This is a genomic window from Nostoc sp., from assembly GCF_036916655.1.
Classification (GTDB): domain Bacteria; phylum Cyanobacteriota; class Cyanobacteriia; order Cyanobacteriales; family Nostocaceae; genus Nostoc.
The window spans coordinates 169,986-195,545 of sequence record NZ_JBALFY010000025.1 but is presented as its reverse complement, the minus strand read 5'-3'; the positions used below and the strand labels follow the sequence as shown (position 1 = coordinate 195,545).

Here is a 25,560-nt window from a genome sequence, read left to right as displayed (position 1 = left end):
AGTCACTTAAATATCTTCAGACTCTTCATCATCGTATATTCCTGCCCGACTTAAAGCATACTCTGATAATAAAGGTGTATCTCGCCTATGGCTCTCTGCCCATTCCCGAAAAGCTGTTATCCACTCAAGAGCCGTTGCAGTTTTGTAAAATGGTTGCTCCTGTTTTGATTTCATCAACTGCTCAAGCAATGCATCTAAATGTGGCTTAACCACTTCAGCAGGGAGCTTAGTTACGTTTGCTAACACCTGCACAACGCCTTCTAACTCTTCTCTATTAACCTCTGAGGGTAATGGTACTATTTGATTATTATTGTTGACCACGCTCCTAGCTCTCCATAAATAATATCGTATCTACTTTCTTCATTCTCAGGTAGTTTTGGAATGTAGAGTTAAATTTTTCCAAAATGTCTTTAACTGAAGAAATTCTTTCCCAATTACCAGGCAATGTTTTAGGAGGATTGCGCCAAGGCGATCGCATCCTCACATCTGGGCGTGAAAACTCCGCACCAGTGCCAACGCTAGTTAAAGAAAGTCAACAGCCTTTAGGCGATACTGACTTCGATATAATTATTTGCGGTGGCACTTTAGGGATTTTAATTGGTTGCGCCTTGGCGGTGAAGGGATTGCGGGTAGCGTTGCTGGAAAGGGGTATTTTGCGGGGGAGGGAACAAGAATGGAATATTTCTCGCAAAGAATTAGATGTATTTGTGGAATTGAACTTGCTGACTGAGGAAGAATTAGAGAGTGCGATCGCCACTCAATATAACCCAGCACGAGTTAGTTTTGCTGGCGGTACAGAAGTTTGGGTAGAGGATGTCTTAAATATCGGCGTAGATCCAGTTTATCTACTCGCTACCTTGAAAACTCGATTTCTTGCCGCCGGGGGAAAGTTGTTAGAAAACACACCTTTTACCGAAGCAGTGGTTCATCCCGATGGGGTGATGGTAAATAACCAATTCAAAACTCGGTTATTAATCGACGCGATGGGACATTTTTCACCCATCACCCAACAAGCCCGCCAAGGCAAAAAACCAGATGCGCTGTGCTTGGTTGTGGGAAGTTGCGCTCAAGGTTTTCCAGAAAATAACTCAGGCGATTTATTATTATCATTCACATCCTTGCAGAATCAATGTCAATACTTCTGGGAAGCCTTTCCAGCTAAGGATGGTAGAACCACTTACTTGTTTACCTATATGGATGCAGAACCTCAACGTTTGAGTTTAGAAGCTCTATTTGAAGAATATCTGCGTCTTTTACCAGAATATCAGGGAGTGGAGTTGAGCAAACTGAAATTTCAACGGGCGCTATTTGGTTTCTTTCCCACCTATCGCCAAAGTCCCTTAAAAACCCCTTGGAATCGCATTCTCCCAGCCGGAGATAGCAGTGGTAGTCAATCTCCCTTGAGTTTTGGTGGTTTTGGGGCGATGGTGCGTCATTTGAAGCGTTTAACTTATGGCATTTACGAAGCGCTGGAAACAGAACAATTATCTGCACAAGCTTTAGTACAGCTACAACCCTATCAGCCAAGTTTAACTGTCACCTGGTTGTTTCAAAAGGCGATGAGTGTTGGTGTAAATCAGAAAATTGCCCCAGATCAAATTAACCAACTACTTTCGGCGGTATTTCAGGAAATGCAACAGTTGGGTACACCAGTGCTAAAACCATTTTTACAAGATATCGTGCAGTTTTCGGCACTAACGCAAACACTGTTAAAAACTGGTTTATATCATCCTGGAATAGTTGCCAAGATAATTCCGCAAGTAGGTTTAGCAAGTTTGTTAGATTGGATGTTACATTACAGTAATTTAGGTGTATACACTGCCTTGTTTTCGCTAAGTCCAATGCTAGAAACGTGGATTAAGAATCAACCAAAAGCACAACAATATTATTGGCATCGTTTGATTGATGCTTGGAAGTATGGTTCTGGCGGTGATTACTCAGATGAAACTTAGAATTTTATCGGTGTGAGGATAATATGATTGAACGAAAATCATCAGGAATCAAATACTTTGCAGTGCTGATTGGATTCCTGCGCGATCGCCAAGGATTTCTAGAGGAAGTTCGTCAAGGGATAAGATTACCAAATAAAATCATTTCGCTATTAGTTTGCAGTTCTTTATTTATCGCTGCCTATGGCGGAATCATTGGTGCATACCATAGCTGGATGCAGGCTATATCTTCCGCCATTAAACTCCCAGCCCTCTATTTAATTACACTTTTGATTTGTATCCCGACGTTGTATTTTGCTAACATTATCTTTGGTTCCAAGCGGACTTTTGGACAGCATTTAGCATTAGTTTTAACTGCGGTTTCTGTCACCAGCGTACTTTTATTTAGCTTTGCACCAATCACATTGTTTTTCTTAATTACCACCAATAATTACCAATTTTTGATTTTGTTAAATGTCTTTATATTCGCCATAACTGGATTTATTGGTATTTCGTCTTTATATCAAGCCACAAGTTTAGTTTTAGAACAAGATGATGAAAGTAGGAAGACACGCCAAAAGATTTTACAATTTTGGCTATTTCTTTACGCGTTCGTAGGTAGTCAGCTAGGATGGACTCTCAGACCGTTTTTTGGCACGCCTGGTTCGGCTTTTGAACTATTCCGCGAAAGAGAAGGTAATTTTTATTTAAGTGTCATTAAATCTCTTAGCTATCTCTTTGGATTCCGCTAATTAATCATTAGTAATTCCATAAAATATAAAAAGTATCAAAATTGCAATTGACTTGTATTCAGCTAGATAACACAGTGCTAGCTTTACCCAAATTGCAGTTTATTGATTACAAGGTGGTTTCATGAAAGAATTTGTAATTGGCAGTTTGTTAACACTTTTGATTCCTGTCGGATGCACACTAGCTCAACCCGTACCATCCAGACAACCAGTTAAACCTGTAACTACTCCTAAACCAACTACTATTAGGCTGAAAGACAACAGTATCTTGACTGCTGACAAATTGATTCCACAAGCTAAAATTATTGCTAGGGTCAACAAAAAAAACTGTCATTAAATCTATCAAACTTGTGTATTTTGGTGAACATCTAGCCACCTATAAAAAAGCGGTTGGTGTAGAGTCAGAAAATCCAGAATAGGGATTTTGGTTAATTGCAATTTAACTCAATGGGGTTTTGAGTTGAAGACTATTTTGTTTCAATCCCTAATAGGGATTTAGGTTAATTGCAATTTATTCGCCTAATAGGAGTCAGCTATGAATGAAGTTTCAATCCCTAATAGGGATTTAGGTTAATTGCAATTACAAATCCATATCCGTAGGCAGTGCGATTGATGGGTTTCAATCCCTAATAGGGATTTAGGTTAATTGCAATAAAGCTGCAATTAATAACTGTAGCTTTACTTCTGGTTTCAATCCCTAATAGGGATTTAGGTTAATTGCAATAATATTTTCATCTGTTTCGACAGAATTAGTAACAGCGTTTCAATCCCTAATAGGGATTTAGGTTAATTGCAATTCACGTTGGTTAACCGAAAAAGCTCAACTAGTATTTGTTTCAATCCCTAATAGGGATTTAGGTTAATTGCAATAACAAAAAAAATAAAAAAGGTGATAAACCTAAGAGTTTCAATCCCTAATAGGGATTTAGGTTAATTGCAATATAGTCCAGATGGCTCTCTAGGCTGCATTAAGCTGTTTCAATCCCTAATAGGGATTTAGGTTAATTGCAATACGGCGTGTCACCTAACTACCCCTCATGGCTGGGAGTTTCAATCCCTAATAGGGATTTAGGTTAATTGCAATGATATCTGGTATACCTTCATAATCAGAATGAAGACAGTTTCAATCCCTAATAGGGATTTAGGTTAATTGCAATGATTAACATAAGGGTATCCGGGGAGGGGGGCGAGTTTCAATCCCTAATAGGGATTTAGGTTAATTGCAATGGTTACGCATAAATGCTATACCCAACTACAAATCCGTTTCAATCCCTAATAGGGATTTAGGTTAATTGCAATAAGTACTCTCAAGAGCGTTTCTATGGGGAATGCTGTTTCAATCCCTAATAGGGATTTAGGTTAATTGCAATGAAACAATGCAGGCGGAAGCTGTGCGCCTCAACATGGTTTCAATCCCTAATAGGGATTTAGGTTAATTGCAATGCTGGAAGCTGAAAGCGCTGCTGTATTTGGTTTTCAAGGTACGGTTGCGCGAATAAGTAAATCATAACACAGGGAATAGTCATAGCACAAGATGCAAATCGTTGAAACGCAGTCCCCATAAGGTGCGCGGATGGTTTAAAGGTATGATTGCCCTCAAAGCCTTGTATAGATGGAGCATACAGCCTTTTTTGCTCCTTCTCATTTTGTACACCTACCCATCCGCGCATAAGGCAAGAAAATTAGTCTAATTAGCGATCGCTACCACCATTAAAATAAGCGATCGCCTGACACTTGCATACCTTAATTTACCAAGTCAGGGAATACCTCTTGCACAGCCGGATGTACTAATTGATGATTCTGCACATTCACACCTTTAGCTAAGGCTGGGTTAACTTCCAGTGCCTTAATTCCCAAATTCGCCAACTGGACAACATAAGGTAATGTACTGTTATTGAGTGCCTGAGTTGCTGTCCAAGGTACTGCACCTGGCATATTGGGAACGCCATAATGCACTACGCCTTCTTCAAGGTATACCGGATTTGTGTGGGATGTAGGGTGTAAGGTTTCTATGCAGCCGCCTTGGTCAACGGCTACGTCAACTATTACCGAACCAGGACGCATTTTTTTGACCAATTCACGAGATACTAGTATTGGCGCTCTACGTCCTAACACTAAAACTGCACCGATGAGCAAATCGGCTTCTTTGACTGCGGCTTCAATATGAGCAGAGTTGCTATAAATCAATTCGACTCTAGAGCCAAAGAGGGTTTCTAAGTAAGATAAGCGTTCAACACTTACATCTAAAATCTGGACGATCGCACCCACGCCCACAGCAATTTTAGCTGCTTCTGTGCCGACAACACCACCACCTAAAATTACGACTTTACCTGGTTGCACTCCAGGAACACCGCCTAAAAGTACACCTCTACCACCTTGTTGACGTTCTAAGAATCTGGCCCCAAATTGTACTGCTAACCGACCGGCAATTACGCTCATGGGGGTGAGCAAGGGTAATCTGTTAGCGCCTGGTTGTTCTACAGTTTCGTAAGCGATCGCAGTTGTGCCAGAATCAATTAAATGCTCTGTCAACTTGCGATCGGCTGCTAAATGTAAATAAGTAAATAATATCTGCCCTTTTTGCAAAAAATTATACTCAGATATCAGCGGTTCTTTGACTTTAACAACCAATTCCCGATTCCAAGCCGTTTCTGATGTGGGGACAATTTCGGCTCCAGCACTTCTGTAATCATCATCGGAAAAACCAGCACCATTACCTGCTTGTGTCTGCACAAAGATGCTATGACCATTTTCTCGCAGCACCCGCACACTAGAAGGACTTAACCCTACCCGAAACTCTTGATCTTTATTTTCCTTAGGAACACCAATTTCCATATATCGCCTCTGATAATTTTTTTGTTTAACTGTAGCCTGCCAATTTCCAGCTTGCTACTTTCCTATTGCCGCTGACCTATTACAGATAGCTGCATTAGAGATAATTAATCTGTGTTCAAAGTTTCTCAATTAAATCTGAGTAGCCCCAAACTCCTACCCTTGACTATTGCCCCAGTATTTATACAATATATAAAGAATAGTAACAATTTATTAAAAGAGCGATTGTATAGCTCCCGACTAGGAAGCTATTGCTGAATTTCTCAAGTCATCTTGGCATTCAAGCAGTGTAATCGGTCTTATAAGTTACCAAGTGTAGGGTAAAAACCCCCACTTTCTTCGACTTCTGCCAGAAGTCTGATATCAATTCCCGTTTGCCGAAAAAAGGTTTCTAAAAAAAATGACACAAACACAACCAACAATTACACCTAAACTAGAAGAGCCGAAGTTTGGCTTTAACGAATATGCCGAACGCTTGAATGGTCGAGCCGCAATGATTGGCTTCGCTTTGCTGCTGGTGATTGAATATGTCACCAATCAAGGGGTGCTATCATGGCTGGGTCTAAAGTAGTGCCATCAACAAGCACAATTTTGAAGTTGTAAGCTAGTGGTCTGTCAAGAACTAATTGACGATAAATTTTCTGTAGAGACGGCGATTTATCGCGTTTCTCTAACCGCCAAAATGAATTTGACAGACCACTAGTACCGCAAGGCGGAATTCAAACAAAATGACGCTCTCTACGAGACGCTAAAAGCGTAACTTGCTTCCCTGTAAGGGTACGCGGACTCACTAACGCTGCGCTAACAAAATTCAAAATTAATACAGCGTAAGCGTTTCATTGATTTTGAATGGATGCTTTATTTACGCCGTGTTGTACTAGTAATCAAAAGAGTTTCAACCAGTTGGAACAACCAATTGGTTTTGACTTCAATAATTGATAGCGGAGTAGTTCGCCCTAGATACTTTAAATTAGACTTATTCATAAATAATTGCCCTAAAATGTAAGTAAGAGAGGAATCGAAATACCTATTTTTGATGGAAATATCATAGACTTGCAACTAGCCGATGCAAGGCGATTAATGACTAAACTTCCTCCCCTACTAAAGAAAATCATAAATTAGTGTCTGCCTTGGATGATAAAGGCAAATTACGGGTGAGGTATTCTTGGTAAATATACACAAAAGGTGAACAGGAACCAAGCAAGCTGTGATGAATGCTGTATTACCTCGTTTTTTGAAGTCAACCTACCGAAAAGAGCCATTAATCAGTGTATTGATGACGATGGGCGTTATGGATGCCCTGATTGGCGGATTGAATGATAGCTGGTCTTTGTTTGCTTTTGGTTTGGGAACGGCAGGGATAGCGCTAGGCTTTAAGTTGTGGCGTTTCCAGCAGCGTCGTCCTTTACCAGAGGAACCTGTAGCGCAACATTATTTGCCCTCTCCTTCTTCTTCTAGTACGCCCTTACCAATGTTAAGCGTTTCTAAGAAAAAACCGCCTCTTTAAGAATTTGCAGAGTTATTACCAAATAACTCTGCAAAATTAATTTGGGTTTAACTGTATTTATAAAAGTGAGGAAAAAGAGTGAGTAGTGAGGGAAGAGGTGGCGGTAATTTTCTGCGGCCGTATATTATTTTGGCATTTATGGCAGCTGTTGCCCTTCCAGTGACTATCTGGAAAGGGTTTTACATTCATCAGGCTCATGCTGCTATTGAAGTAACGCCAAACTCCCAAGCTACTAGCAACTTTGCTAATGCCCAATTACTTTACACACTTAGAGGACATAACGGAACCGTCAAATCCCTTGCTTTCAGTCCAGATAGCAGAATTCTTGCGAGTGGAGGTGCAGAAAACGAGGGTATAATTCGCCTATGGAATCCAACAAATGGCAAAAAGTTGGCGGATATCAACAAAGCACACAAAGCAGCCATAGAATCTTTAGTAATTTCGCCAGATGGTCAAACCCTCGCTAGCTGTAGTGATGACAACACGATTAACCTCTGGAGCCTGAAAAATTTTAGATTTAGCCGCTCTTTTGTTGGACATACCAGTAATGTATTATCTTTAGCGGTGTCTCCTGATAGTAAAATTCTCATCAGTGGAGCTTTGGATGGGATTCGTCTCTGGGATTTGCTACAGCAGCGCCCTCTAGGGACTCTAGTCAGCTTTGATAATTTGATTTATACCCTGGCTATTAGTCCTGATGGGCAGACCTTGGCTAGTGGTGATAATAAGGGTGTAATCAAGCTGTGGAATTTGAGTACTGGTAAATTAATCCGTGAATCAGTAGCTCATTCTAATGCTGTTAGCGCTGTTATCTTTACACCAGATGGAGAAACATTAGTTAGTGCTAGCCGCGATCGCACCATAAAACAGTGGAATATTAATACTGGAGAATTAGTCCGCACCTTTACAGGACATAATAACTGGGTAAATGCGATCGCTATTAATCCTGATGGACAAACCCTTGCCAGTGCCGGCAGAGATGGAATTAAATTGTGGAATTTAACTACAGGCGAATTAATAAATACCCTGAGTGGACATACAGACTGGGTAAGTGCGATCGCTTTTAGTCCCAATGGTAAAATTCTTGCCAGTGGTGGATTCGATCGACAAATCAAGATTTGGGGGATTCCAGTAAAACGTAAATAATCGCGAACTACTAGTGAAGTAGAACCCCGACTTCTTTAAGAAGTCGGGGTTCTAGATTGTCTTATATTTTGACCGAAAAGGGCCTGGGGACTTCAGCATTTACCATATTTGCTAAAATTTGGTCTTGCCTTTTTAGAGTTGTTATAGTAAAAAATCAATCAAGGATCGGATAAAATCTTGCCAAAACAAGCCAAAATCAATGATAGTCGCAACCAAGAGCGATGTTTACAACGGGCTACGCCTACCCCAAATGTTGCATAACTGTGAATACTTGATGAAAATAGAGCCGAGCTAATATCTAATCCAGGAAATTACTGTAAGTATAAACATAGGGAATTTCAAATCATCTATGCAGCTACTTGCCCTCTAGACCGGAACAAATTTTGAACTTAGACAATCTTAGAAATGGTCATCGTCAGTAAATGCACTCAAGTAAAAATCACTATCTTGGCTAAAGCAAAGGTTTATAGCGCTGAAGCGCAATTTCAAACATTAGATAACTTGCTACTTAAATAATGTTTAATTTTCCCGAACTGCTTTTGATCCCCATTTCGATAGAATGACTAGGCAGAACCCTAAAACTAAAAACCGCTTTTGACTGCGACGCCCATGAATCAATTGAACAATGGTTTTACGCTATTTCTGAGTCTGCTAGTCGAGGCGATGCCTTTTTTGCTTCTTGGGGTTTTATTCTCCAGTTTGCTGCTATTTTTTGTTGATGAGCGCAAACTCGTAGAAAAAATGCCCACAAATCCGCTGCTGGGTGCTTTAGTTGGCAGCATGATTGGCTTTTTATTTCCGGTGTGTGAGTGCGGGAATGTACCGGTAGCGCGGCGGTTCCTGATTCAGGGAGTACCCACACCAGTGGCAATTGGTTTTTTGCTAGCAGCACCAACAATTAACCCAATTGTAATTTGGTCAACTTGGACAGCATTTCGAGATCAGCCAGAAATAGTAGTCTTACGAGTCGTATTTTCTCTAGCAATTGCCACAATTATCGGGTATGTTTTCAGTTTTCAAAAGGACTTAAATCCGATAATTCAGCCTGCGATCGCTCGTTATATGAAGTTTAACCCATCCGCGCCGCCTGAAACCAAGCGCCGTGGGAAGCGTTACCAAGCGCAAGAGGATGCAACAGTACCAAATCTCTTGCAATCTGGGACTTATATCTTAGGAGGAAAAGCAGGTATACCTCTGCGGATAGATGCTAATTTAGTACCGCCTACCTCAGCGTCTACGACCAATAAACCGTTAGCAGCGAAACTGCGTCTAGTGGTGGATAATAGCATCCAAGAATTCCGAGAACTCGGTGGAGTCATGGTTGTAGGAAGTGCGATCGCAGCAGCGATTCAAGTTCTCGCTCCCCGTGAATTAATTCTCAGTTTGGGTGCTGGCCCCATTACCTCAATTGTGGTCATGCTGATATTAGCAGTAGTGGTGTCAATTTGTTCTACAGTTGATTCTTTCTTCGCCCTATCTTTTGCCTCAACCTTTAGCAGTGGTTCATTGTTGGCATTTCTAGTATTTGGGCCAATGATTGACATCAAAGGTATTGGTTTGATGTTATCCATTTTTAAACCCAAAACGGTCTTTTACCTATTTGCTTTAGCAGCACAATTAACATTTGTGTTCACCCTTTTCCTGAACTTGCACGTCTTTTAAAAAATTATTTGTCATTTGTCCTTTGCTAATGACCAATGACCCTTACGGGTTCAGTCACTCATGGGGGAAACCCCCAAGACCGTGCTGACTCACTAATGACCAATGACTAATGACTAATGACTAACAAAACCCCCAAATCTAAAATCCCAAATCTGTTACTCCCTTGGCTGGATGCTATAGCAATTACAGCTTGGGGAACTTTGATGTTGAGATATTGGTTAACTAACAAGCTGAACCTGTTGATTCACCCAAATTACATTTGGTTCGTGGTTGTGACTGGTATCAGCTTGATTATTATTGGTTTCTTCAAGATGCAGGAACTTTGGCAACGCCGTCGCCATGATGTGACATCAAACGCCCCGCATATTAGTTTATTTCCCCCTGGTTGGGGTAGTTCTTTGTTATTGACTACGGCGATTTTAGGTTTTATGATCACACCGCAAGTTTTTGCTAGTGACAAAGCACTCCAAAGAGGTGTAACGACTGATTTATTGGGAAGCACACGTGTTAAGCCTCAAGCCTTTCGCGCTACCGTTCGCCCAGAAGAGCGATCGCTTGTAGACTGGGTGCGTACTGTCAATGTCTATCCAGAACCAGATACATATACAGGACAAAAAGTCAAAGTACAGGGATTTGTCATTCACCCGCAGGATCTAGGAAAAGAATATTTGTTCTTAGCAAGATTTGTCTTAACTTGCTGTGCAGCAGATGCTTACCCTGTGGGATTGCCCGTCAAACTAAATAATCAAGAGGCTTATGGCGCTGATACCTGGCTGGAAGTAGAAGGACAAATGGTGACAGAAAATTTGTCAGGTAAACGCCAACTTACCATTGCTGCCACTTCTCTCAAAAAGATTCCTCAACCCCAAAATCCTTATAGTTATTAGTCATTAGTCATTTGCCCAATGCTCAATTCCCAATGCCCTATAACCAATGACTAAATCTAAAACATTTATTCAACCACTAGATCGGATCGCGATCGCATTAATGTTACTGCTGAGTCTGCTGATTGGGTTAATCATCTTACAAGGTGATGTGGTAACTGCTCGTGTCCGGGAATTCACTTGGCAAAATCAACAAATTGGGGCAGAAGATAATTCCTTCACCCTCACCTTCAGCCGCCCAATGGAAATCAAAAGCGTCGAGGATAACTTGAAAATTGAGCCACCCCTCGCAGGTAAATACAGTTGGGCAGGGCGGCGGATGGTTTATACACTGCTAACACCAGCACCTTATGGCACGAATTATAAAGTGCATTTACAGGGAGCCAAAGATAAGTTTGCCCTGCAAGAGGGCAACAATCGCCTGATACAGCCCTTTACGGGTAGCTTTCGTACACGCGATCGCGTTATCCTTTATATCGGCACTGATAAAGAAGAAAAAGGGCGGTTAGTTCTTTACAACTTGACCCAAGAACAAAAAAGGCTACTTACCCCTAAAGACTTGGTAGTAATAGACTTTGAATCATTTCCTGATGGGGAGAAAATTTTATTTTCTGCTCGCGCCGCAAACAATCAAGACTTACTTTCAGCCCAAATATATACAGTGACAACAGGCGTTTCTGCTAAATCTGGACAAAAAGCAGAACCAGAAGGCAAAGTTGACCTGACTTTAGATAGTAAAGATTATCAAAATCTGAAATTTGACTTATCTCCTGATGGACAAACTATTGTCATCCAACGGGGAAACAAAAATAATCCTGGCGACTTTGGACTCTGGTTTATGCCAGCAACCAGTGACGCTTCCGCAGAAAAACCCGTCCCGAAACGCCTCAAAAGCCAACCAGGCGGAGACTTTATGATCACGCCTGACAGTAAAGCTGTTGCAGTTGCCCAAGGACAGGGGGCAGCGATTTTACCACTGCAAGGTGATGCAAGTAAACCTTTAGATTTTCTGCCGCAGTTTGGTTTGGTACAGGCTTTCTCTAAAGATGGCTCTCAAGCAGCAATGGTAAGGTTTAATACAGATTACACGCGAGATTTGTTTTTAGTGACAAACCAAGGTGTGCAGAAACAACTAGTAAAAACAACAGGCTCAATTGTCAGTTGCCAATTCGACATCGCCTCACCCACTCTCTATTGTTTGCTGACACAGCTAGTATCCAAGGAACAATACATAGAACAGCCTTATGTGGTGGCAATTGATCTGAAAACCGGACAACAGAAACCACTGTTAGTACTGCCTCCCGCTCAACGGAATGTGCAAATGAGTTTATCATCCGACGGTTTGGGCTTGTTATTTGACCAAGTAGTACCGCAGACAAACACCACAGCATCATTACCCCCAAACACTTTAAAAACTGATGATGGAGATACCATAGCTACCAGTAGCCTGTGGTTGATGCCTCTATTGCCCATCGCTGATGCTACGACTGTTGAAATTAAACCAGAACAACTCCCCTTAGCCGGGTTTCATCCCCGATGGCTACCTTGAGAGGATAATTCGTAAGTCGATTTCGGCAGTTCAGCTGAACCTAATGGAGTTCAGTTCCATCCTTACGGAGCAGATAGCGATCGCTAATTAACTTTAAGACTACTCTACCTATTTCTGGATGCGTTTTCTCAATGACTGGTTGCACAATAACGCCTTCCATGATGCAGTCGGGACTGACTACACTATTGGCATTATTGAATTGAGACACCGCTTCCCAAGTGTAAGCACCGATATAAAGCATAGGTACTTTTGGCAAAGCAAACTCCTCGCAAAAAGCCACAAAATCGCTGTAATTGAGAAAATAACTGCCGCGACGCACAGCAAATATAGCAATTCCAATGTTCCCATTATTCAAGCCATATTTGATATCTTGTACGCCGTAGATTTCTCCAAAAATCTGAGTTCCTGGTGGAAGTTTCTGGAAAGCTTCGTTTTCGTTGTAAGCACGAATATAAACTAATCTTTTGTTGACTTCGCTGTTTTTCCAGAAGTAATTATGGCTACCAATTTTAGTTGTGCCATCAGCATCAACTAAAACAGTGAAGTTAGTTCCGTGCAACTTCTCTGTTACAACAACTTCTTCACCTTCGATGAGGATGTTTTTGTAACGTTTTAGGTTTTCTGGACTGGGGAATTTGTAATGTCCAATAACATTTTCTGCTTCTCCACTCATCCCTTGAGGTATTGGATATTCGTACTTTGTGACACCAAAATACTCTGTGTAGTCGTCTCCGACATTTCCTGTAAAGTTTTTACCAACGGGAATAAGCAAACCCTCAGAAAAAATTCCGCGAAGTTTGGCAGCACGTAGTTTTTTTGAGTAGTAGTTACGAATACCAAACTCATCTAAAAAATTTTCTGGAATCACACTATCAATAGGAAAGTAAAAAGCTAAATCTCCAGGGTGCAATTTACCTTTGACTATAATTACTTGATACCCCATATCTTCAATAGAGGCAATATCTAGCCGATCGGCATTGGGATGAGGATTAATGCTGTTGATTTTGACAACTTCAACTTTAAAAATACTCATAGCTCACCTCTTTGAAAACATCGAAATTACAAAATAGTAATTATTTGTTGATAATTTATCCAAGCTTCCCAAAAAATATAAATTGATAGTATTCCTAAGAAAATACGAAGCACTAAACTCACAGTATAATCTGGTAGTTTTGGCAACGTGCGAGTACTCATCTGAACGCCTAAAAGACCACCACATCCCAAAACTATACCTTGAGCAAACAGAATATTTCCCTCTAACGTGTGTCCTGTGCAGGCAGCTAAACCAGTGATGACAATCACACCTAAACTAGTTTGAATTGCTACTTTAATTTCTTCTCCCAGTAATAACATTTGCAACGGAACCATAATCGTACCGCCACCTAAGCCAAATAAACCTGCTAAAATCCCTGCTGCTCCCCCAGTGCCAATTTTAGAAACTAATGGGTTAAATACTGGGGGTGTATTCTCTATTTCTTTAAAGGCTAGTTGTTTACGAAGCTCAATTAGATAGATATTAGTGAGTAGTATGATGCCAAATGTAAAGAGTATTATATAGGATGGAATTTTATTGGCAAAATATACACCTATTCCAGTAGTTAGAAAAGCTGGAATTCCTAAATAGATTACTCGTTTAAAGTCAAAGTAGCCCATCCACCAATTTTGCAAACTCCCAGAAATTGAAGTAATCACAATAGCAAGGCTACTAGTAGCGATCGCCTGAACGGGAGTATAACCTAGTGTGACTAAAAGAGGAATTGTGATAATACCGCCACCTATTCCTAAAAGTCCAGCGATGACTCCCGATATTAAACCGCCACTCACTAAAATCAACCAACTAAAATCAATCATAAATAATTCTTTTTCTAGACAACTGATAGTGCTGAATGGGCATTGGGAAGAGGGGAAAACTTTTCTCCCTTGCTTCTTCCAGGCTCCCTCATCCCCGTACTGTCACCGGATGATTAACAACGCCACCGTAGAGCAATCCAGAATCATTCCACGGAACTGTAATCGGTTGTGTATTACCTAAATTGTCTGTAGCACGAGCCTGGAGAAAATATTCCCCAGGAAGTGGGTTCCATTCAATGTCCCAGCGTACCCACGCAAATGGAAAATTGGGTTCTCTCAGTCGTGCAAATTGCCAAGTTTTGCCGCCATCCAGGCTGACTTCTACACGTGCAATCTTTCCTTTCCCAGACCAAGAACGTCCACGTAGTAAACGGTTTCCAGCCGAAATATTAGCTGGCCAAGCCAACTCAAAAGCGCTCTTAACATTTTGATAGGTAATCAGCTTACCTTTATACGGTGCGATCGCTGGGTAGTCTGCACCAACTAGCACCATCTGTTCTGTTACCCACTGGGTATATATCGGTGTTTCAGAAACCTCAATCCGCTCAATCCATTTTACGTTGGCGTTTCCTCCCCAGCCAGGGAATAAGACACGGCAAGGCTGACCATGATCTGGAGGTAATGGTTCTCCATTCATGGCGTAGACGACGAGCGAGTTATCTGCTAATGCTTTGCTAATTGGAACTACACTGCTGAACTTGGATTTATTTGTCTCTTTTGAGTCCAGCGAATCTACATCTGCACCCTCTACGAGTACATCTTTGGCTGTGGATTTCAATCCAGCCCGCTCTAATAACATACCAAGTGGTACACCAGTCCACTCAGCCACACCAATCGCCCCAAGCCTCCAACGTGTTCCAGGAAGTGGTGTGTTGTAAGCTTCTTCAAAGAAGCGCCGACCATTAGCAGCACACTCAATGGCACAAGTGACTGAGACGGATGGCATGGCGATGATTTCATCGTAAGTAAACTCGCAAGGTGCAGAAACGCCAGTTCCATGAATTTGCAAACGCCACGTAGACGGGTCAAACGGGGGAGGTGTACTGCGGTTGTGAACATAGAACCAGTCATTAGGTACTAAATAACCACGCCCATACATCGTTTCCCAGTTCATCTCTAATGTGCCTTTGCTATGAGAGATATACCCTGGTGGTAATGGCTTAAGTATTTTACTGCCTTTAGTTTTAACAGCTGTCTGACTGTGAGCAGATGAAGGTTTAGCCAATCCCCCAATGGCTGTTGCGCCAACCATAGTAGCTAGTATTTTCAGAAAGCGCTGGCGCGAAATACCCGCATCTGTGCTTTTTTGCCAGATGCACTGCTCAACCCGTGTCTGTAAATAATCTTCTTGGTCAAAGAGGTTTTCATCGCTCAAGCTATTACCCCCTTTTAATTATTTGTAATTTTCAGTGGGTAGGGGCACGGCATTCATAGGTGTCAACTTAATGCGAAACCGCTTGCCCGCCGGGAATTGAAATTCCCGTCTCATAGCTAAAGTCATCTGAAGATGACTAAATATCGCCAAAAATCTCTAGTCTACTTCAGTAGACTTAAGCTATTAGCCCGGAAATTTATTTCCGGGCGGGCATGGAAGCCAACAGTTAAGCAAAAGTAGCTTAACTTGACACCTGTGGGCATTGCCGTGCCCCTACTGCCATATATTTTTTGGCGAGAAGAAGAGGCGAGATTAGCCATTTATCGCTGTCCAAACACCAGTTATCTGATCTTGTGTGTAGTTGGGCAAATAATGAGCAAATCCGTTTTTAGCTATTTGAGCGATCGCATTTATAAAGCGATCGCAGTCTTCTAATGTATTATATACTGCAAAGCTGGCTCGGATAATACTAGGAATGTTGCGCGTAATTCCTCTGTCTACTTCCTGAGCAATTTCGGAGTCTTGCTCGTCTGAAACATTCTTGAGTTTGCGAATGTATTCATACGTGCAGAAAGCCCCAGCCCGAACGCCAATGCCGTATTCTTGTGCCAGAATCTCTGCTACTAAGCGTCCGTCAAACCCATCAATATCGAAGGGAATAACATGGGCTAAATTATCTCCGGGAATATGCATTTTGACACCCGTAATCATCCCCAGCCGTGTATATGTAAATTCAACTAAAGAGTGTTCATATTGAGCAATGCGATCGCGCCCTACTGCTTCGATAATTTCAATCGCTTTGGCAATGGCGATCGCACCCATTGCGTTTGGTGTTCCAGGATCGTGGGCCCTTTCTGTATAAAAACGCTTGATCTCTAAATTTCTGGTGATATAAGGCAGGTTTCCACCACCAATTTGATAAGGGTAAGAGCTATCAAAAAATTCCTTTGGCCCTAGCAAAACCCCGGTTCCATAAGGAGCATACATCTTGTGTCCAGAGAAAGCCACAAAATCTAAATGACATGGGTCATCATCAGCACGCATATCTACTCGTTCATGCTGAATTAACTGACACACATCAGCAAATATCTTCGCGCCATACCGATGTGCTAAAGCTGCAATCTCGTAAATCGGAGGTCTATAACCTGTAATTGTCGAAGCACCTGTAATAGTTACTAACTTAATTTGCTCGGCTTCGGGGAGATTTTGGTGTGCTTTGAAGATATCTTCAATTTCTGCAACACTTACACTTCCATCCGGCTGAGTTCTATACTGCACAACTTCGTCTCTAGTCACCCAAGGCAGTAGGTTGGATGAATGCTCAATATCAGAAACTAAGATTTTCCCCGGTTTTTTTGCCCAAAGTGTCGCGGCTCCATTAATTGCTTCTGTTGTATTCTTCGCAAAGATTACATAGTTGTCTAAAGATGACCCTACAAAGTCTCGAATGATGTTTCGGCTAGCGTCATATTCTCGTGTAGTGATGATAGACTTTTGCCCAGAACCTCGATGTACGCTGCCATAAGTGTCAAGCATTTCGTCCACATGCTGCTTGACGGTTGCAAAGGGAGTGGTTGTAGCTCCATTATCCAAGTTTACGTACTTGATATAGTTTCCGTTGAGAGTTTTAACCTTGAAAAATAGAGACTCATCTGTAAATAACGGTCTGATTTCTTTGTCCCAAAAACTGTCAAAATTTTCTGACGACAGCGATAGTTTGGCAGCTTCTTGCTTGATATTTACACCTATTGCAAGTATATCGGTCATCTTTAGCACCCCTATTTTAAAATTGAATTTTTTGGACAAGCCTAACTGCCATAACGCTTTATTTCACACCCAAACCATCTTAATGGCAGTAATCATAGTCTTTATAACTACTTTTTCACTAGTGGAAAACTCGGTTACATAAATTATTCTTTAACAAAATGATTAAAAAGTGTATCCATGTTAATACTTAATTATTGTATATTTATTGTTAATAAAAATACAATGTAAATAATGTTATTAAGTAGTTAAGTATACTTTAAATAATTTTCTTGTAATCATTAAACAAACTTGACGCATTCAAGGTAAGTTAAGAGAAAAACCCCTGACGAACTAAGCCGATAATTGCTTACTAGAACTGCATTTACCCAGATAAAAGCCAGTACTAAGTTGAGATTACTCTTTAAAAAAGTTTCATGAATACACTTAGATGTATTACTACTTCTTCAACAACTCTTTATAAGTATTTATTCGTTGGCAGCAGAATTTTTTAACATTTTAGTTCTAGTAGAAGCTCTTAGTTGTTTGCTAACATTAAATAGCAATTTTCCAGCCGGAGCCTGAAAACGAGATTTGAAGAGGCTTTTATCTTAAGTCGCCTTTGGATACGGGCGTGCGAGACGCCCACCCCACAAGAAGTCGTTGAGTATTTTTGTATTTGGAAGCTCAAAACGCTTGTCTTGACAGCGATAAATCGCGTATGGAAAACCCAAAATTGTTGCCAGTAGCCATTAACCAAACCGTATTGTTACAGAATCACTATTGAATATAAGATACTTGTACTGAGATATATCCTAAGTAAGAAATAAGCCAGTATGTAAATGTATTTAAAAACACATTTGTTGTTTATTTCTAAAGACAGATGCGGTTTTAAACAATAAAGTATATGTTTAGGCAGTTTTTTCACATAGAAAAACTTCCTCAGCTAATATAATTTAGTTTTTAACTATCGCGTTTCTCCTCTCTCTTGCCTATTCTCAAAGATCGCCGGAGTTCGCTTTCTGCCTATCCTTGACGGGAAAGAGCATCATAGTGTTATAACGGCATCAGTCTAGATACAAAATGGGGAACACCAATTGATAATTAATTGCTGGTGCTTGGAGAGAGTTAAACTTAGCTTCTAGAGCAAACCCTGATTAGACAGAGTTGATAAGCAATGCTAATGCCAGCACTGCTGAATATTTTTAAGCAGGTGAGTCAAGAGTGATGAATGAAGCTGACACCTCAAATAAGGGGGTTGTGATGGAATCCCTAAATTCTGCTAATTCGCCACAATCAGAACAGGCGAGTTGTCCCTTTTACTCAGTTGTGCCTAATGACAATATGGCAGTTAAAAAGCTGCCACTCCTCATGCCAGCTGAAGATACACAATTTTCACAAAATACCATCCAGCAGGACTGGGTTGCAGAGCCGGAAAGCGGTAAACAAGCACTTATTGACTCGGAGTTTCAAAACCTGCTGGCATTGAACGAAGAATTACGTGCGGCTAACAATAACTTGTATGAACAAGTAGAGCAGCTAAAAGATAACCTAGCTGAGTCAGAAAAGGTTTTGCAGTGGCAAAAAACGCGCTCTAGCGTTAGTGAGTCGATGCTCAACCAACATACTCAGGAACTCGCTGCCGCTCAAGAACAGATAAAATCTCTATTTCAACAATTAGAAATCGCTGTACAAACTATTCAGCGCCAGGAAATTTTTACTGATACTTATAAAGCACAGCTGCAAATTAGCCAACAACGCCTGGCGCAGTTAGAGCGAGAATGTACGTTGCTACACACTAACAACAACGAACAGTCTGAGCAGTTATTGCAGTCAGAAAATGTTTGTCGGGAATTACGTACTAGACTAATGCGACAACAACGCCAAACGCTGCAATTTAAAGCAGCTTTGGAAAAATGTCTAGATACATCGGTTCCTAGCTATGACTCCCTAGAGGATGCGGCAAAACATCCTAAAGACATAACTAGTAGCCAAGGAAGATTCTCTAGAAAAGCTCGGTCTTTGTTTCCTAACGCACAGCCAATTACACCTTGGTCAGCAGAAGCAGAATCCTTGAATAACGATCTAGATAATTCTTGGGGCGAACCTTCAGCACCAATTCCATTCCAAAGAAATGAAGCCCCACCGACGCCCTCATCTCCTTGGAGCTGGACAGTTAAGAAAGATACGCCAACACCGACACAACCAGAGTCATCTCCAGAAGTTGATGATTCCCCAAATACGGCGGAAGCTGTTTCATCTTCGGGTTCATCAAATAATTTAGATCAGCAATTAGATAGTCTAATTCAAATGTTTTTCACCTCCCAGCCTGCATCTGCATCACCACCACCTGCTGCGAAAACGGATGTAGGTGATGCGCCGATCTGGGAGACTTTAGCAACAATCTTAGAAGACGATGAGGAGCTAGAAAATCCACACAAGGAGTCGGTAGAAGCAGAAATTAATCCTCCTGCAACTACCTCCACTTCTTGGACGACGGACTCTGTGCTTTCACCAGCAAATAACTTACTGGTTCCCTCTACTCCAACTCACACCGAAACGCCTGTTGGAGAAGCTGAAGACTACTGGTCAGAAGTTTCACAATTGACGAATTTGGAATTGTCAACAATTGATTTGTCCTCAGAGTCATCAGGTGATAACACTAATGATGCCAATTCACCTTCACCAGTAGTTTATCCCCAGCGTCCACCCAAGGGGCGTAAGTCATTGGCATCTGTGGAACTACCGAATTTTCGCTCCAAGAGTTGAGAGAGACGCGATTAATCGCGTCTGTACAAGAGTTGGGAGAATAAAGTGACTAATGACTAATTCTTGCTTCTGACTTCGGAATTATGGCTTGTGGGTTAGTTTTTGCAACTTGATTGTGCGATCGCGGTTTGCCTGTAGCGATCGCATAATTAATCGCCAATAGCCACAGCCACAAGCCTGGATTCCGGGGTTCTAGCCAAAAACCTACCCGATTCAAGAAGCGCTCAAACCACGGACTCAGCAAAGCGCTAACTAGGGCATGACGACCGAAGTTGAAATAACTACCAAGCCATCGCACTAAATCTCTAGGGCCAGCAAGTTCCCAAATCCATAAAAGCAAGGCAGGATTTTTCCTGGCGGCTTTCAGTGCTAGGCGGTTAAAGGTTAACCAATCACACTTATCTTTGATGAAATTATCTGCTACCTCTAGCGGTTCGTCTGCTAACAGTCCAAAAAAGGTGTTGAGCATGGCGTTAATCCGTTGCGGCGGTAAAAATTTCCCTGTGGGCACCATCATGCCTTTGGAAAATAACCAAGTCACGGAAACGTTGCTTTGGTAAGCGCGAATTTGGTTCAAGTGTCGGAAACTTAACAAGTCATGTTTGAGAGCAGTATCCAACAGTGTTGTTAAGCGCTCTAAGTTACGAACTAGCGAACCAAAACCAGTGAAGACCAGGGGAGATTGGAGTGATGCCGCATCACCGATCGCCATCAATCGATCAAAGGCAACTGTGCGATCACTACTTCCGATACTAAAATGCCCCGGTATATACCCAAATGTCGGTTTCTTCCACACCAATTTGTCCATATCGCACCTGCGATACTCTGGCAAAATCGTGAAAAAGTCCTCGTACATCTCTAGCAAAGAACCAGGATTTTCAGCATTGACTTCGTGGTAATGAAATAAATAAATCGTCAGTTCATCATCTGCCCCAGGAAACAATTCCCAAATTAACTGCCTTCCCCGCGAAATATCCCCATGACTGTAAAGAACGTCTCCATATTGGGAATCCCATACTCCTGGCTCAAATCCGCTCTCAATTGCTGCTCCCACTGTCGGACAGACACTATCAAAAGCACGACCACCATTTAATTGCCAAGCAATGGGCGATGCAGTTCCCATTGCATCGATTAGCAGTCGTCCACTTACTTGTTTTTCAACCTGACTGGGTAAGTGCTTGACTTTCAAAATGACTTGTGATATATCAATATCTGCACGGATAAACTCTGTTTCATCCCAGATTTCGCCACCTGCGGCTTGCAGCTTTTGCCCACACATTTGGAGCCATTTTTCGGAATCCAAGCCCAAATTTAGGACTGTAGGCGTGTGGAGGACGGGCGATCGCAGTTTGGCTGGATTATTCGCATCAAAAAACTTATTGAATCCATCTTTGTATTCCCTGGCAATGATGGTTTCTAACTCAGCGGGGGTGACTAAACCCAGGTTAACCAAGCTTTGAATCTCATCGCGCGAAATATTCCATTCTCGGTTCATCCGCCCAAAGGGCATTCGTTCCACCAGCAGGACTTTATATCCCAGTTTTGCCATCAGTGCTGCATGAATCGCACCTAATGCGCCGCCGATATAAATTATGTCGTATTGGGCATGGGACACAAGGGGCAGAGGGGCAGAGGAGCAGAGGGGCAGAGAGGAAAGACTTCCTGCAACTTCTCCCCTGCTCCCCTGCTCCCCTGCTCCCCTGCTCCTCTGCGAAAACACCACTTGACGCGGTTGCTGTGGATTCCGTACCCCTTCGCGCCATCGTTGCTCCCACCAATAGGCACGTGTGAGGTCATATTCACCGTTGGGCATTTTCTGAAAATACTTGACCGTGAGGGGGTAAGCAGAGGCTAGCGCGGCAAAAATCGATTGCTGGGATAAATCAATCGCTGGCGGTTCTGGGTAATGATGCGGAAAACGGCTTCTGATTTCTTTGGTTAGGTGTCGCAGAATTTGTCCCTCTCCGGGAAAGGGTTGTTCTGCCCAACGAAACACTTTCAGATAGGTAGTTCGTTGTACTGACCAGACAAATACCGAAAGTTCCGCAGGCAAGTTTTCGGAAAGAGCCGTGCCAGCAGGTGTAGTAGCACTAGGTATTTTGAGGCGAAAGCCTTCCGAGGTAAGCAATTTTTCTCCATTTCCAGGTTCAAAATCTGTTTGTAGCCAGCTACGCACAGTTGCCATATCTGGAGTTGGAATTTCTAAATAAAGGATTTCTCTCATCGTTTCCTGATATCTCCGATCAATCTACTCACTAAGACAGATTTTCTTCAGGCACAAAGTAAGGTAAACTCCGCCCTATTAGTTTGGTAAAGATTCAGTAAAGAAATTTTAAGAATTTGTTGAATTTATTGTTCATTTTGTATTTCTGTAAACCCACGCCATGAATTATCCCATTCCAGACAGTCCCCAGGAAATTTTTGCTCTGCGACAACAGCCGATTGATGAAGAATTAGTTGCTGCTGCGATCGCTGGAGTAATTAAAGTTGTCCGCGCTCAGGGTCAATCTTTGGAAGAATTAACCGCTCAGTTACTAGCAGATGATCCACTGCTGGATCAGCAGCAGCGTCGCTGGTTGAGCCAATTAGTTGCCCAATCATGGGAAAAGTTCTCCTAAAACCTTTTATTATGATGAAGTTTTGGTCGCAGCATGAGATTTCTCAGTTTGCACCTAAATATTAGCGATGCCTGCGGCGGGCTGCGCCTACGCATTTTAGGTATATAGGTATAGAAGTAACAATTGGGTTACTATTTTTGTGTTCATGGCACAGAAGCCACTAGATTAACCATATTAGCGTTTTAAATCTCGTTCCCAGTCGGAGACTGGGAATGCTCGTCGTTGAGGCTCCGCCTCTCTTAGGGACTTCCAAATAAAAAAATATCCAACTATTTATTGTGGGGTGGGCGACACGAGAGCCCAGTAACCAAAGGCGCTCATGTTGTCCACCCCACAAGATTGGATAATTTATTTCTTGGAAGTCCCTTATTGTGTATTACATCCAAATGAGAGCCACTATACATACCCCTTTTGTCAACTAGAAGCTTTCACCGCTGCTGAAGCTTGGGAGTGTAACAACAAACCGTATTCCAGTCCCTCCACTACCGCTTGATAGGAAGCCGCCAAAATATTGTTAGAAACCCCTACCGTCGTCCAGCGTTGACGGCCATTACCTGACTCTACTAACACACGGGTTTTGGCCGCAGTACCCGTATGCCCATCGAGAATCCGCACTTTGTAATCTGTCAAATCAAAGGTTGCGATTTGGGGATAAAAGTTTACCAAAGCCTTGCGTAAAGCTGCATCCAACGCTGCTACAGGGCCGTTACCTTCCGCCGCTTCCAGAATATTTTTGCCATCAACAGCGACTTTGACTGTAGCTAGGGCATTGCTAGTTTCTTTCCCCTCAATTAAGTCGCAGTGAACTTGAAAACCTTTGACTTCAAAAAACTTCCAGCGATCTCCTAAAGCTTCGTGCATCAACAGTACAAAACTGGCTTCTGCTGCCTCAAATTGAAATCCTTCACTCTCCAAATCTTTGAGGCGCTGAAGAATTTCCCTCGCTTCTGCCTTTTGCTGATCCAATTCAATGCCAAAACTGCGGGCTTTGGCTAAAACATTGCTCAGTCCAGACTGTTCAGAAATCACAATGCGACGACGATTCCCGACTTGTTCCGGCTGAATGTGTTCGTAAGTTAGGGGATTACGTTCCACGGCTGATACATGAATACCGCCCTTGTGGGCAAAAGCCGAACGTCCGACAAAAGGGGCATGTTCATCTGGCGCAAGGTTGACAACCTCACTCACAAAACGACTAGCTTCTGTAAGTTGGGTGAGCTGGTCTTCTGTGATACAACTGTAACCCGCCTTCAATTGTAAATTGGGAATTAACGAACAGAGGTTAGCATTGCCGCAACGTTCTCCATAACCATTAATTGTGCCCTGTACCATCTTTGCCCCGGCCATCACGGCGGCTATTGCATTAGCAACCGCCATTTCCGAATCGTTATGAGTATGAATTCCAATTTGAGGGATTGGGGATTGGGAAGAGTCTTTCCTAGTTCCCAGTCCCCAGTCCCCAGTCACCCTGACAACATCTTGAACAATTTGGCTAATTTCGTGGGGTAAAGTGCCGCCATTGGTATCACAGAGAACTAGCCATTCAGCACCAGATGCGATCGCCACCTCTAATGTCTGTAAAGCATAATCTCGATTGTGCTTATAGCCATCAAACCAATGTTCGGCATCATAGATAATCCGACGACCTTGAGAACGGAGGTACTCAATTGTGTCGCGAATCATCGCCAAATTTTCTTCTAATGTCGTTTTGAGTCCTGTTGTCACGTGTAAATCCCAAGACTTGCCAAAAATCGTTACCCAGCGAGTTCCCGCAGCTAAAATATCCTGTAGCATCGGTTCGGTTGCAGCGGTGGAGTTGGGGCGTCGAGTCGAACAAAAAGCCACAATTTCAGCTTGTTTTAGCGGATCTTCTTGAAGTTGCCAGAAAAATTGTACATCCTTGGGATTGGCACCAGGCCAACCGCCTTCAATAAAGGGAATTCCCAGTTGATCGAGTCTACGGGCAATGCGTAACTTATCTTCTATCGATACTGATAGCCCCTCGCGCTGGGTGCCATCCCGTAATGTAGTGTCATAGAGCCAAAGTTGAGGTGATGAATTTGTGGTCATAAAACTGGGATCGACGAGACAACTTTCAAGGCAATGTGTCAATATACAACAAAAAGCCATTTTGGCAGTTTAAAAATGCCTAAAGTACTAGCTAAAGGTAAAACAATTGATTGTGAGCAAAGAAGCAATCTCCGAGAAATTTTGCTGCAAAATAGTATTGAACTCTACAATGGCAGTGCTAGGGTAATAAACTGTCGGGGCATTGGCAGTTGTGGTACCTGTACAGTTAAGGTAGAGGGCAAAGTATCAGCAGCGAATTGGCGCGACCCTGCGCGGCGTTCGCTTCCTCCCCATTTTCCCGCAACAGACTTACGTTTAGCCTGTCAAACTCAGGTTTTAGGCGATGTGAAAGTGACAAAGTTTGATGGATTTTGGGGACAAGGTTCTCGAATAGTGTGGACACCAAAAGGTTAAAAAGGAGTAAGACAAGATGGGTAGATGGACACCCTTAATTTTGATGGCTGGAGGTTTGGCCATTCTGCTTGGTACGTTACTAGGCATCAACTTTCCGATGGGAGTACAAACCGCTAACGCTCCCAGTGAAAAAAAATCCCAAGTTCTCCCAGCTAATATCAATGTTAATAGCAGTGCAGGCAGCAAGAATGATGAAACTGCAACTGAAGGAAATGAAAAAACTGAAACAAACGAAAACAGGCGCAGCATTGTAGCCCCAAGACCTGATAACAGAAGTAGTGTTGCCCAGAATCCTTCCACTGACTCAACCTCACCGGCTGACAGTACAACAGATGGTAGTACAAATAATTCCGACACAAACACCCCATCCAGCGATACAAATCAAAACAGCGAACCAATTCGCGCCTTGTGGTAACTCTCGATCCGTCTTTAGTTACGAGTTATAAGTTATAAGTTATGAGTT

General features: G+C 42.3%; 22 protein-coding genes and 1 CRISPR repeat array. Of the genes, 13 read left to right on the top strand and 9 right to left on the bottom strand.

The features are described 5' to 3' along the window. Positions 1 to 6: 6 nt before the first annotated feature. Positions 7 to 321, bottom strand: a complete 315-nt coding sequence (locus V7L31_RS07850) for a hypothetical protein (RefSeq protein WP_334695723.1) — start codon at positions 319 to 321, stop codon at positions 7 to 9. Positions 322 to 404: 83 nt separating this feature from the next. On the opposite strand from V7L31_RS07850, the gene V7L31_RS07845 reads away from it, so the two are divergent. The 3 genes from V7L31_RS07845 (at position 405) to V7L31_RS07835 (ending at position 3,014) form a co-directional block, all read left to right on the top strand. Further along, complete coding sequence (locus tag V7L31_RS07845; protein ID WP_334695722.1) at positions 405 to 1,952, top strand: FAD-binding oxidoreductase; 1,548 nt, start codon at positions 405 to 407, stop codon at positions 1,950 to 1,952. A gap of 23 nt (positions 1,953 to 1,975) precedes the next feature. Continuing rightward, positions 1,976 to 2,680, top strand: coding sequence for an actin-binding WH2 domain-containing protein (locus V7L31_RS07840; protein ID WP_334695721.1), 705 nt, complete (start codon positions 1,976 to 1,978; stop codon positions 2,678 to 2,680). Positions 2,681 to 2,801: 121 nt separating this feature from the next. Then, a complete protein-coding gene (locus tag V7L31_RS07835) occupies positions 2,802 to 3,014 on the top strand; it encodes a hypothetical protein (protein WP_334695720.1) in 213 nt (70 codons plus the stop codon). A gap of 137 nt (positions 3,015 to 3,151) precedes the next feature. Then, a CRISPR array of direct repeats spans positions 3,152 to 4,120; the repeat unit is 37 nt; unit sequence GTTTCAATCCCTAATAGGGATTTAGGTTAATTGCAAT. 300 nt (positions 4,121 to 4,420) lie between these two features. Here V7L31_RS07835 and ald read toward each other — a convergent pair. Then, positions 4,421 to 5,512, bottom strand: coding sequence for an alanine dehydrogenase (gene ald, locus V7L31_RS07830; protein WP_334695719.1), 1,092 nt, complete (start codon positions 5,510 to 5,512; stop codon positions 4,421 to 4,423). 397 nt (positions 5,513 to 5,909) lie between these two features. Here ald and V7L31_RS07825 point away from each other — a divergent pair, with 397 nt between their 5' ends. Continuing rightward, positions 5,910 to 6,080 carry a chlorophyll a/b-binding protein gene (locus V7L31_RS07825; RefSeq protein ID WP_094331136.1) on the top strand — a complete coding sequence of 57 codons (171 nt, stop codon included), beginning with the start codon at positions 5,910 to 5,912 and terminating at the stop codon, positions 6,078 to 6,080. Positions 6,081 to 6,367: 287 nt separating this feature from the next. Here the strand turns inward: V7L31_RS07825 and V7L31_RS07820 are convergent, their stop codons facing one another. Continuing rightward, positions 6,368 to 6,493, bottom strand: coding sequence for a hypothetical protein (locus V7L31_RS07820; protein ID WP_334695718.1), 126 nt, complete (start codon positions 6,491 to 6,493; stop codon positions 6,368 to 6,370). A gap of 226 nt (positions 6,494 to 6,719) precedes the next feature. On the opposite strand from V7L31_RS07820, the gene V7L31_RS07815 reads away from it, so the two are divergent. From V7L31_RS07815 to V7L31_RS07795, 5 genes are all read left to right on the top strand, one after another. Continuing rightward, entirely contained in the window at positions 6,720 to 7,016 is a 297-nt protein-coding gene (locus tag V7L31_RS07815) for a hypothetical protein (protein ID WP_334695717.1), read from the top strand. A gap of 138 nt (positions 7,017 to 7,154) precedes the next feature. Beyond that, entirely contained in the window at positions 7,155 to 8,162 is a 1,008-nt protein-coding gene (locus tag V7L31_RS07810; protein ID WP_442944381.1) for a WD40 repeat domain-containing protein, read from the top strand. A gap of 609 nt (positions 8,163 to 8,771) precedes the next feature. Continuing rightward, positions 8,772 to 9,824 (top strand): permease, encoded by a 1,053-nt coding sequence (locus V7L31_RS07805; RefSeq protein WP_334695715.1) that lies wholly within the window; start codon positions 8,772 to 8,774, stop codon positions 9,822 to 9,824. A 116-nt stretch (positions 9,825 to 9,940) separates the two neighbouring features. Next, positions 9,941 to 10,711, top strand: a complete 771-nt coding sequence (locus V7L31_RS07800) for a TIGR03943 family putative permease subunit (protein ID WP_334695714.1) — start codon at positions 9,941 to 9,943, stop codon at positions 10,709 to 10,711. Between the two features lie 46 nt (positions 10,712 to 10,757). Beyond that, positions 10,758 to 12,257 (top strand): Ig-like domain-containing protein, encoded by a 1,500-nt coding sequence (locus V7L31_RS07795; protein ID WP_334695713.1) that lies wholly within the window; start codon positions 10,758 to 10,760, stop codon positions 12,255 to 12,257. A 40-nt stretch (positions 12,258 to 12,297) separates the two neighbouring features. Here the strand turns inward: V7L31_RS07795 and V7L31_RS07790 are convergent, their stop codons facing one another. The 4 genes from V7L31_RS07790 to V7L31_RS07775 all read right to left on the bottom strand — a co-directional run bounded on the left by V7L31_RS07790 (position 12,298) and on the right by V7L31_RS07775 (position 17,250). Next, a complete protein-coding gene (locus V7L31_RS07790) occupies positions 12,298 to 13,290 on the bottom strand; it encodes an RNA ligase (ATP) (protein WP_334695712.1) in 993 nt (330 codons plus the stop codon). Between the two features lie 26 nt (positions 13,291 to 13,316). After that, positions 13,317 to 14,108 (bottom strand): sulfite exporter TauE/SafE family protein, encoded by a 792-nt coding sequence (locus V7L31_RS07785; protein ID WP_334695711.1) that lies wholly within the window; start codon positions 14,106 to 14,108, stop codon positions 13,317 to 13,319. 88 nt (positions 14,109 to 14,196) lie between these two features. Next, positions 14,197 to 15,483 carry a sulfite oxidase gene (locus V7L31_RS07780; protein ID WP_334695710.1) on the bottom strand — a complete coding sequence of 429 codons (1,287 nt, stop codon included), beginning with the start codon at positions 15,481 to 15,483 and terminating at the stop codon, positions 14,197 to 14,199. A gap of 312 nt (positions 15,484 to 15,795) precedes the next feature. Further along, positions 15,796 to 17,250, bottom strand: coding sequence for an aminotransferase class V-fold PLP-dependent enzyme (locus V7L31_RS07775; RefSeq protein WP_334695709.1), 1,455 nt, complete (start codon positions 17,248 to 17,250; stop codon positions 15,796 to 15,798). Positions 17,251 to 18,453: 1,203 nt separating this feature from the next. Between V7L31_RS07775 and V7L31_RS07770 the strand changes: the two genes are divergently transcribed. Next, entirely contained in the window at positions 18,454 to 19,995 is a 1,542-nt protein-coding gene (locus V7L31_RS07770; protein WP_334695708.1) for a hypothetical protein, read from the top strand. 49 nt (positions 19,996 to 20,044) lie between these two features. On the opposite strand, the gene V7L31_RS07765 is transcribed toward V7L31_RS07770, so the two are convergent. Then, positions 20,045 to 22,219, bottom strand: a complete 2,175-nt coding sequence (locus tag V7L31_RS07765) for an NAD(P)/FAD-dependent oxidoreductase (RefSeq protein WP_334695707.1) — start codon at positions 22,217 to 22,219, stop codon at positions 20,045 to 20,047. A 160-nt stretch (positions 22,220 to 22,379) separates the two neighbouring features. On the opposite strand from V7L31_RS07765, the gene V7L31_RS07760 reads away from it, so the two are divergent. Further along, the gene (locus V7L31_RS07760) at positions 22,380 to 22,613 is read left to right on the top strand and encodes a hypothetical protein (protein WP_179065172.1); all 234 of its coding nucleotides are present in this window, start codon (positions 22,380 to 22,382) and stop codon (positions 22,611 to 22,613) included. Positions 22,614 to 23,027: 414 nt separating this feature from the next. On the opposite strand, the gene cimA is transcribed toward V7L31_RS07760, so the two are convergent. Next, positions 23,028 to 24,683: a citramalate synthase gene (gene cimA, locus V7L31_RS07755; RefSeq protein ID WP_334695706.1), complete on the bottom strand. Its 1,656-nt coding sequence runs from the start codon at positions 24,681 to 24,683 to the stop codon at positions 23,028 to 23,030. A 75-nt stretch (positions 24,684 to 24,758) separates the two neighbouring features. Here cimA and V7L31_RS07750 point away from each other — a divergent pair, with 75 nt between their 5' ends. After that, positions 24,759 to 25,097 carry a 2Fe-2S iron-sulfur cluster-binding protein gene (locus V7L31_RS07750; RefSeq protein WP_334695705.1) on the top strand — a complete coding sequence of 113 codons (339 nt, stop codon included), beginning with the start codon at positions 24,759 to 24,761 and terminating at the stop codon, positions 25,095 to 25,097. 16 nt (positions 25,098 to 25,113) lie between these two features. Next, positions 25,114 to 25,512 (top strand): hypothetical protein, encoded by a 399-nt coding sequence (locus V7L31_RS07745; protein ID WP_334695704.1) that lies wholly within the window; start codon positions 25,114 to 25,116, stop codon positions 25,510 to 25,512. Positions 25,513 to 25,560 lie beyond the last annotated feature (48 nt).

Excerpts from the sequence above, each read along its gene's own strand:
- V7L31_RS07845 (WP_334695722.1), top strand. The coding sequence starts at position 405 with ATGTCTTTAACTGAAGAAATTCTTTCCCAATTACCAGGCAATGTTTTA.
- V7L31_RS07840 (WP_334695721.1), top strand. The coding sequence starts at position 1,976 with ATGATTGAACGAAAATCATCAGGAATCAAATACTTTGCAGTGCTGATT.
- V7L31_RS07835 (WP_334695720.1), top strand. The coding sequence starts at position 2,802 with ATGAAAGAATTTGTAATTGGCAGTTTGTTAACACTTTTGATTCCTGTC.
- ald (WP_334695719.1), bottom strand. The coding sequence starts at position 5,512 with ATGGAAATTGGTGTTCCTAAGGAAAATAAAGATCAAGAGTTTCGGGTA.
- V7L31_RS07825 (WP_094331136.1), top strand. The coding sequence starts at position 5,910 with ATGACACAAACACAACCAACAATTACACCTAAACTAGAAGAGCCGAAG.
- V7L31_RS07820 (WP_334695718.1), bottom strand. The coding sequence starts at position 6,493 with ATGAATAAGTCTAATTTAAAGTATCTAGGGCGAACTACTCCGCTATCA.
- V7L31_RS07815 (WP_334695717.1), top strand. The coding sequence starts at position 6,720 with ATGAATGCTGTATTACCTCGTTTTTTGAAGTCAACCTACCGAAAAGAG.
- V7L31_RS07810 (WP_442944381.1), top strand. The coding sequence starts at position 7,155 with ATGGCAGCTGTTGCCCTTCCAGTGACTATCTGGAAAGGGTTTTACATT.
- V7L31_RS07805 (WP_334695715.1), top strand. The coding sequence starts at position 8,772 with ATGAATCAATTGAACAATGGTTTTACGCTATTTCTGAGTCTGCTAGTC.
- V7L31_RS07800 (WP_334695714.1), top strand. The coding sequence starts at position 9,941 with ATGACTAACAAAACCCCCAAATCTAAAATCCCAAATCTGTTACTCCCT.
- V7L31_RS07795 (WP_334695713.1), top strand. The coding sequence starts at position 10,758 with ATGACTAAATCTAAAACATTTATTCAACCACTAGATCGGATCGCGATC.
- V7L31_RS07790 (WP_334695712.1), bottom strand. The coding sequence starts at position 13,290 with ATGAGTATTTTTAAAGTTGAAGTTGTCAAAATCAACAGCATTAATCCT.
- V7L31_RS07785 (WP_334695711.1), bottom strand. The coding sequence starts at position 14,108 with ATGATTGATTTTAGTTGGTTGATTTTAGTGAGTGGCGGTTTAATATCG.
- V7L31_RS07775 (WP_334695709.1), bottom strand. The coding sequence starts at position 17,250 with ATGACCGATATACTTGCAATAGGTGTAAATATCAAGCAAGAAGCTGCC.
- V7L31_RS07770 (WP_334695708.1), top strand. The coding sequence starts at position 18,454 with ATGAATGAAGCTGACACCTCAAATAAGGGGGTTGTGATGGAATCCCTA.
- V7L31_RS07765 (WP_334695707.1), bottom strand. The coding sequence starts at position 22,219 with ATGAGAGAAATCCTTTATTTAGAAATTCCAACTCCAGATATGGCAACT.
- V7L31_RS07760 (WP_179065172.1), top strand. The coding sequence starts at position 22,380 with ATGAATTATCCCATTCCAGACAGTCCCCAGGAAATTTTTGCTCTGCGA.
- cimA (WP_334695706.1), bottom strand. The coding sequence starts at position 24,683 with ATGACCACAAATTCATCACCTCAACTTTGGCTCTATGACACTACATTA.
- V7L31_RS07750 (WP_334695705.1), top strand. The coding sequence starts at position 24,759 with ATGCCTAAAGTACTAGCTAAAGGTAAAACAATTGATTGTGAGCAAAGA.
- V7L31_RS07745 (WP_334695704.1), top strand. The coding sequence starts at position 25,114 with ATGGGTAGATGGACACCCTTAATTTTGATGGCTGGAGGTTTGGCCATT.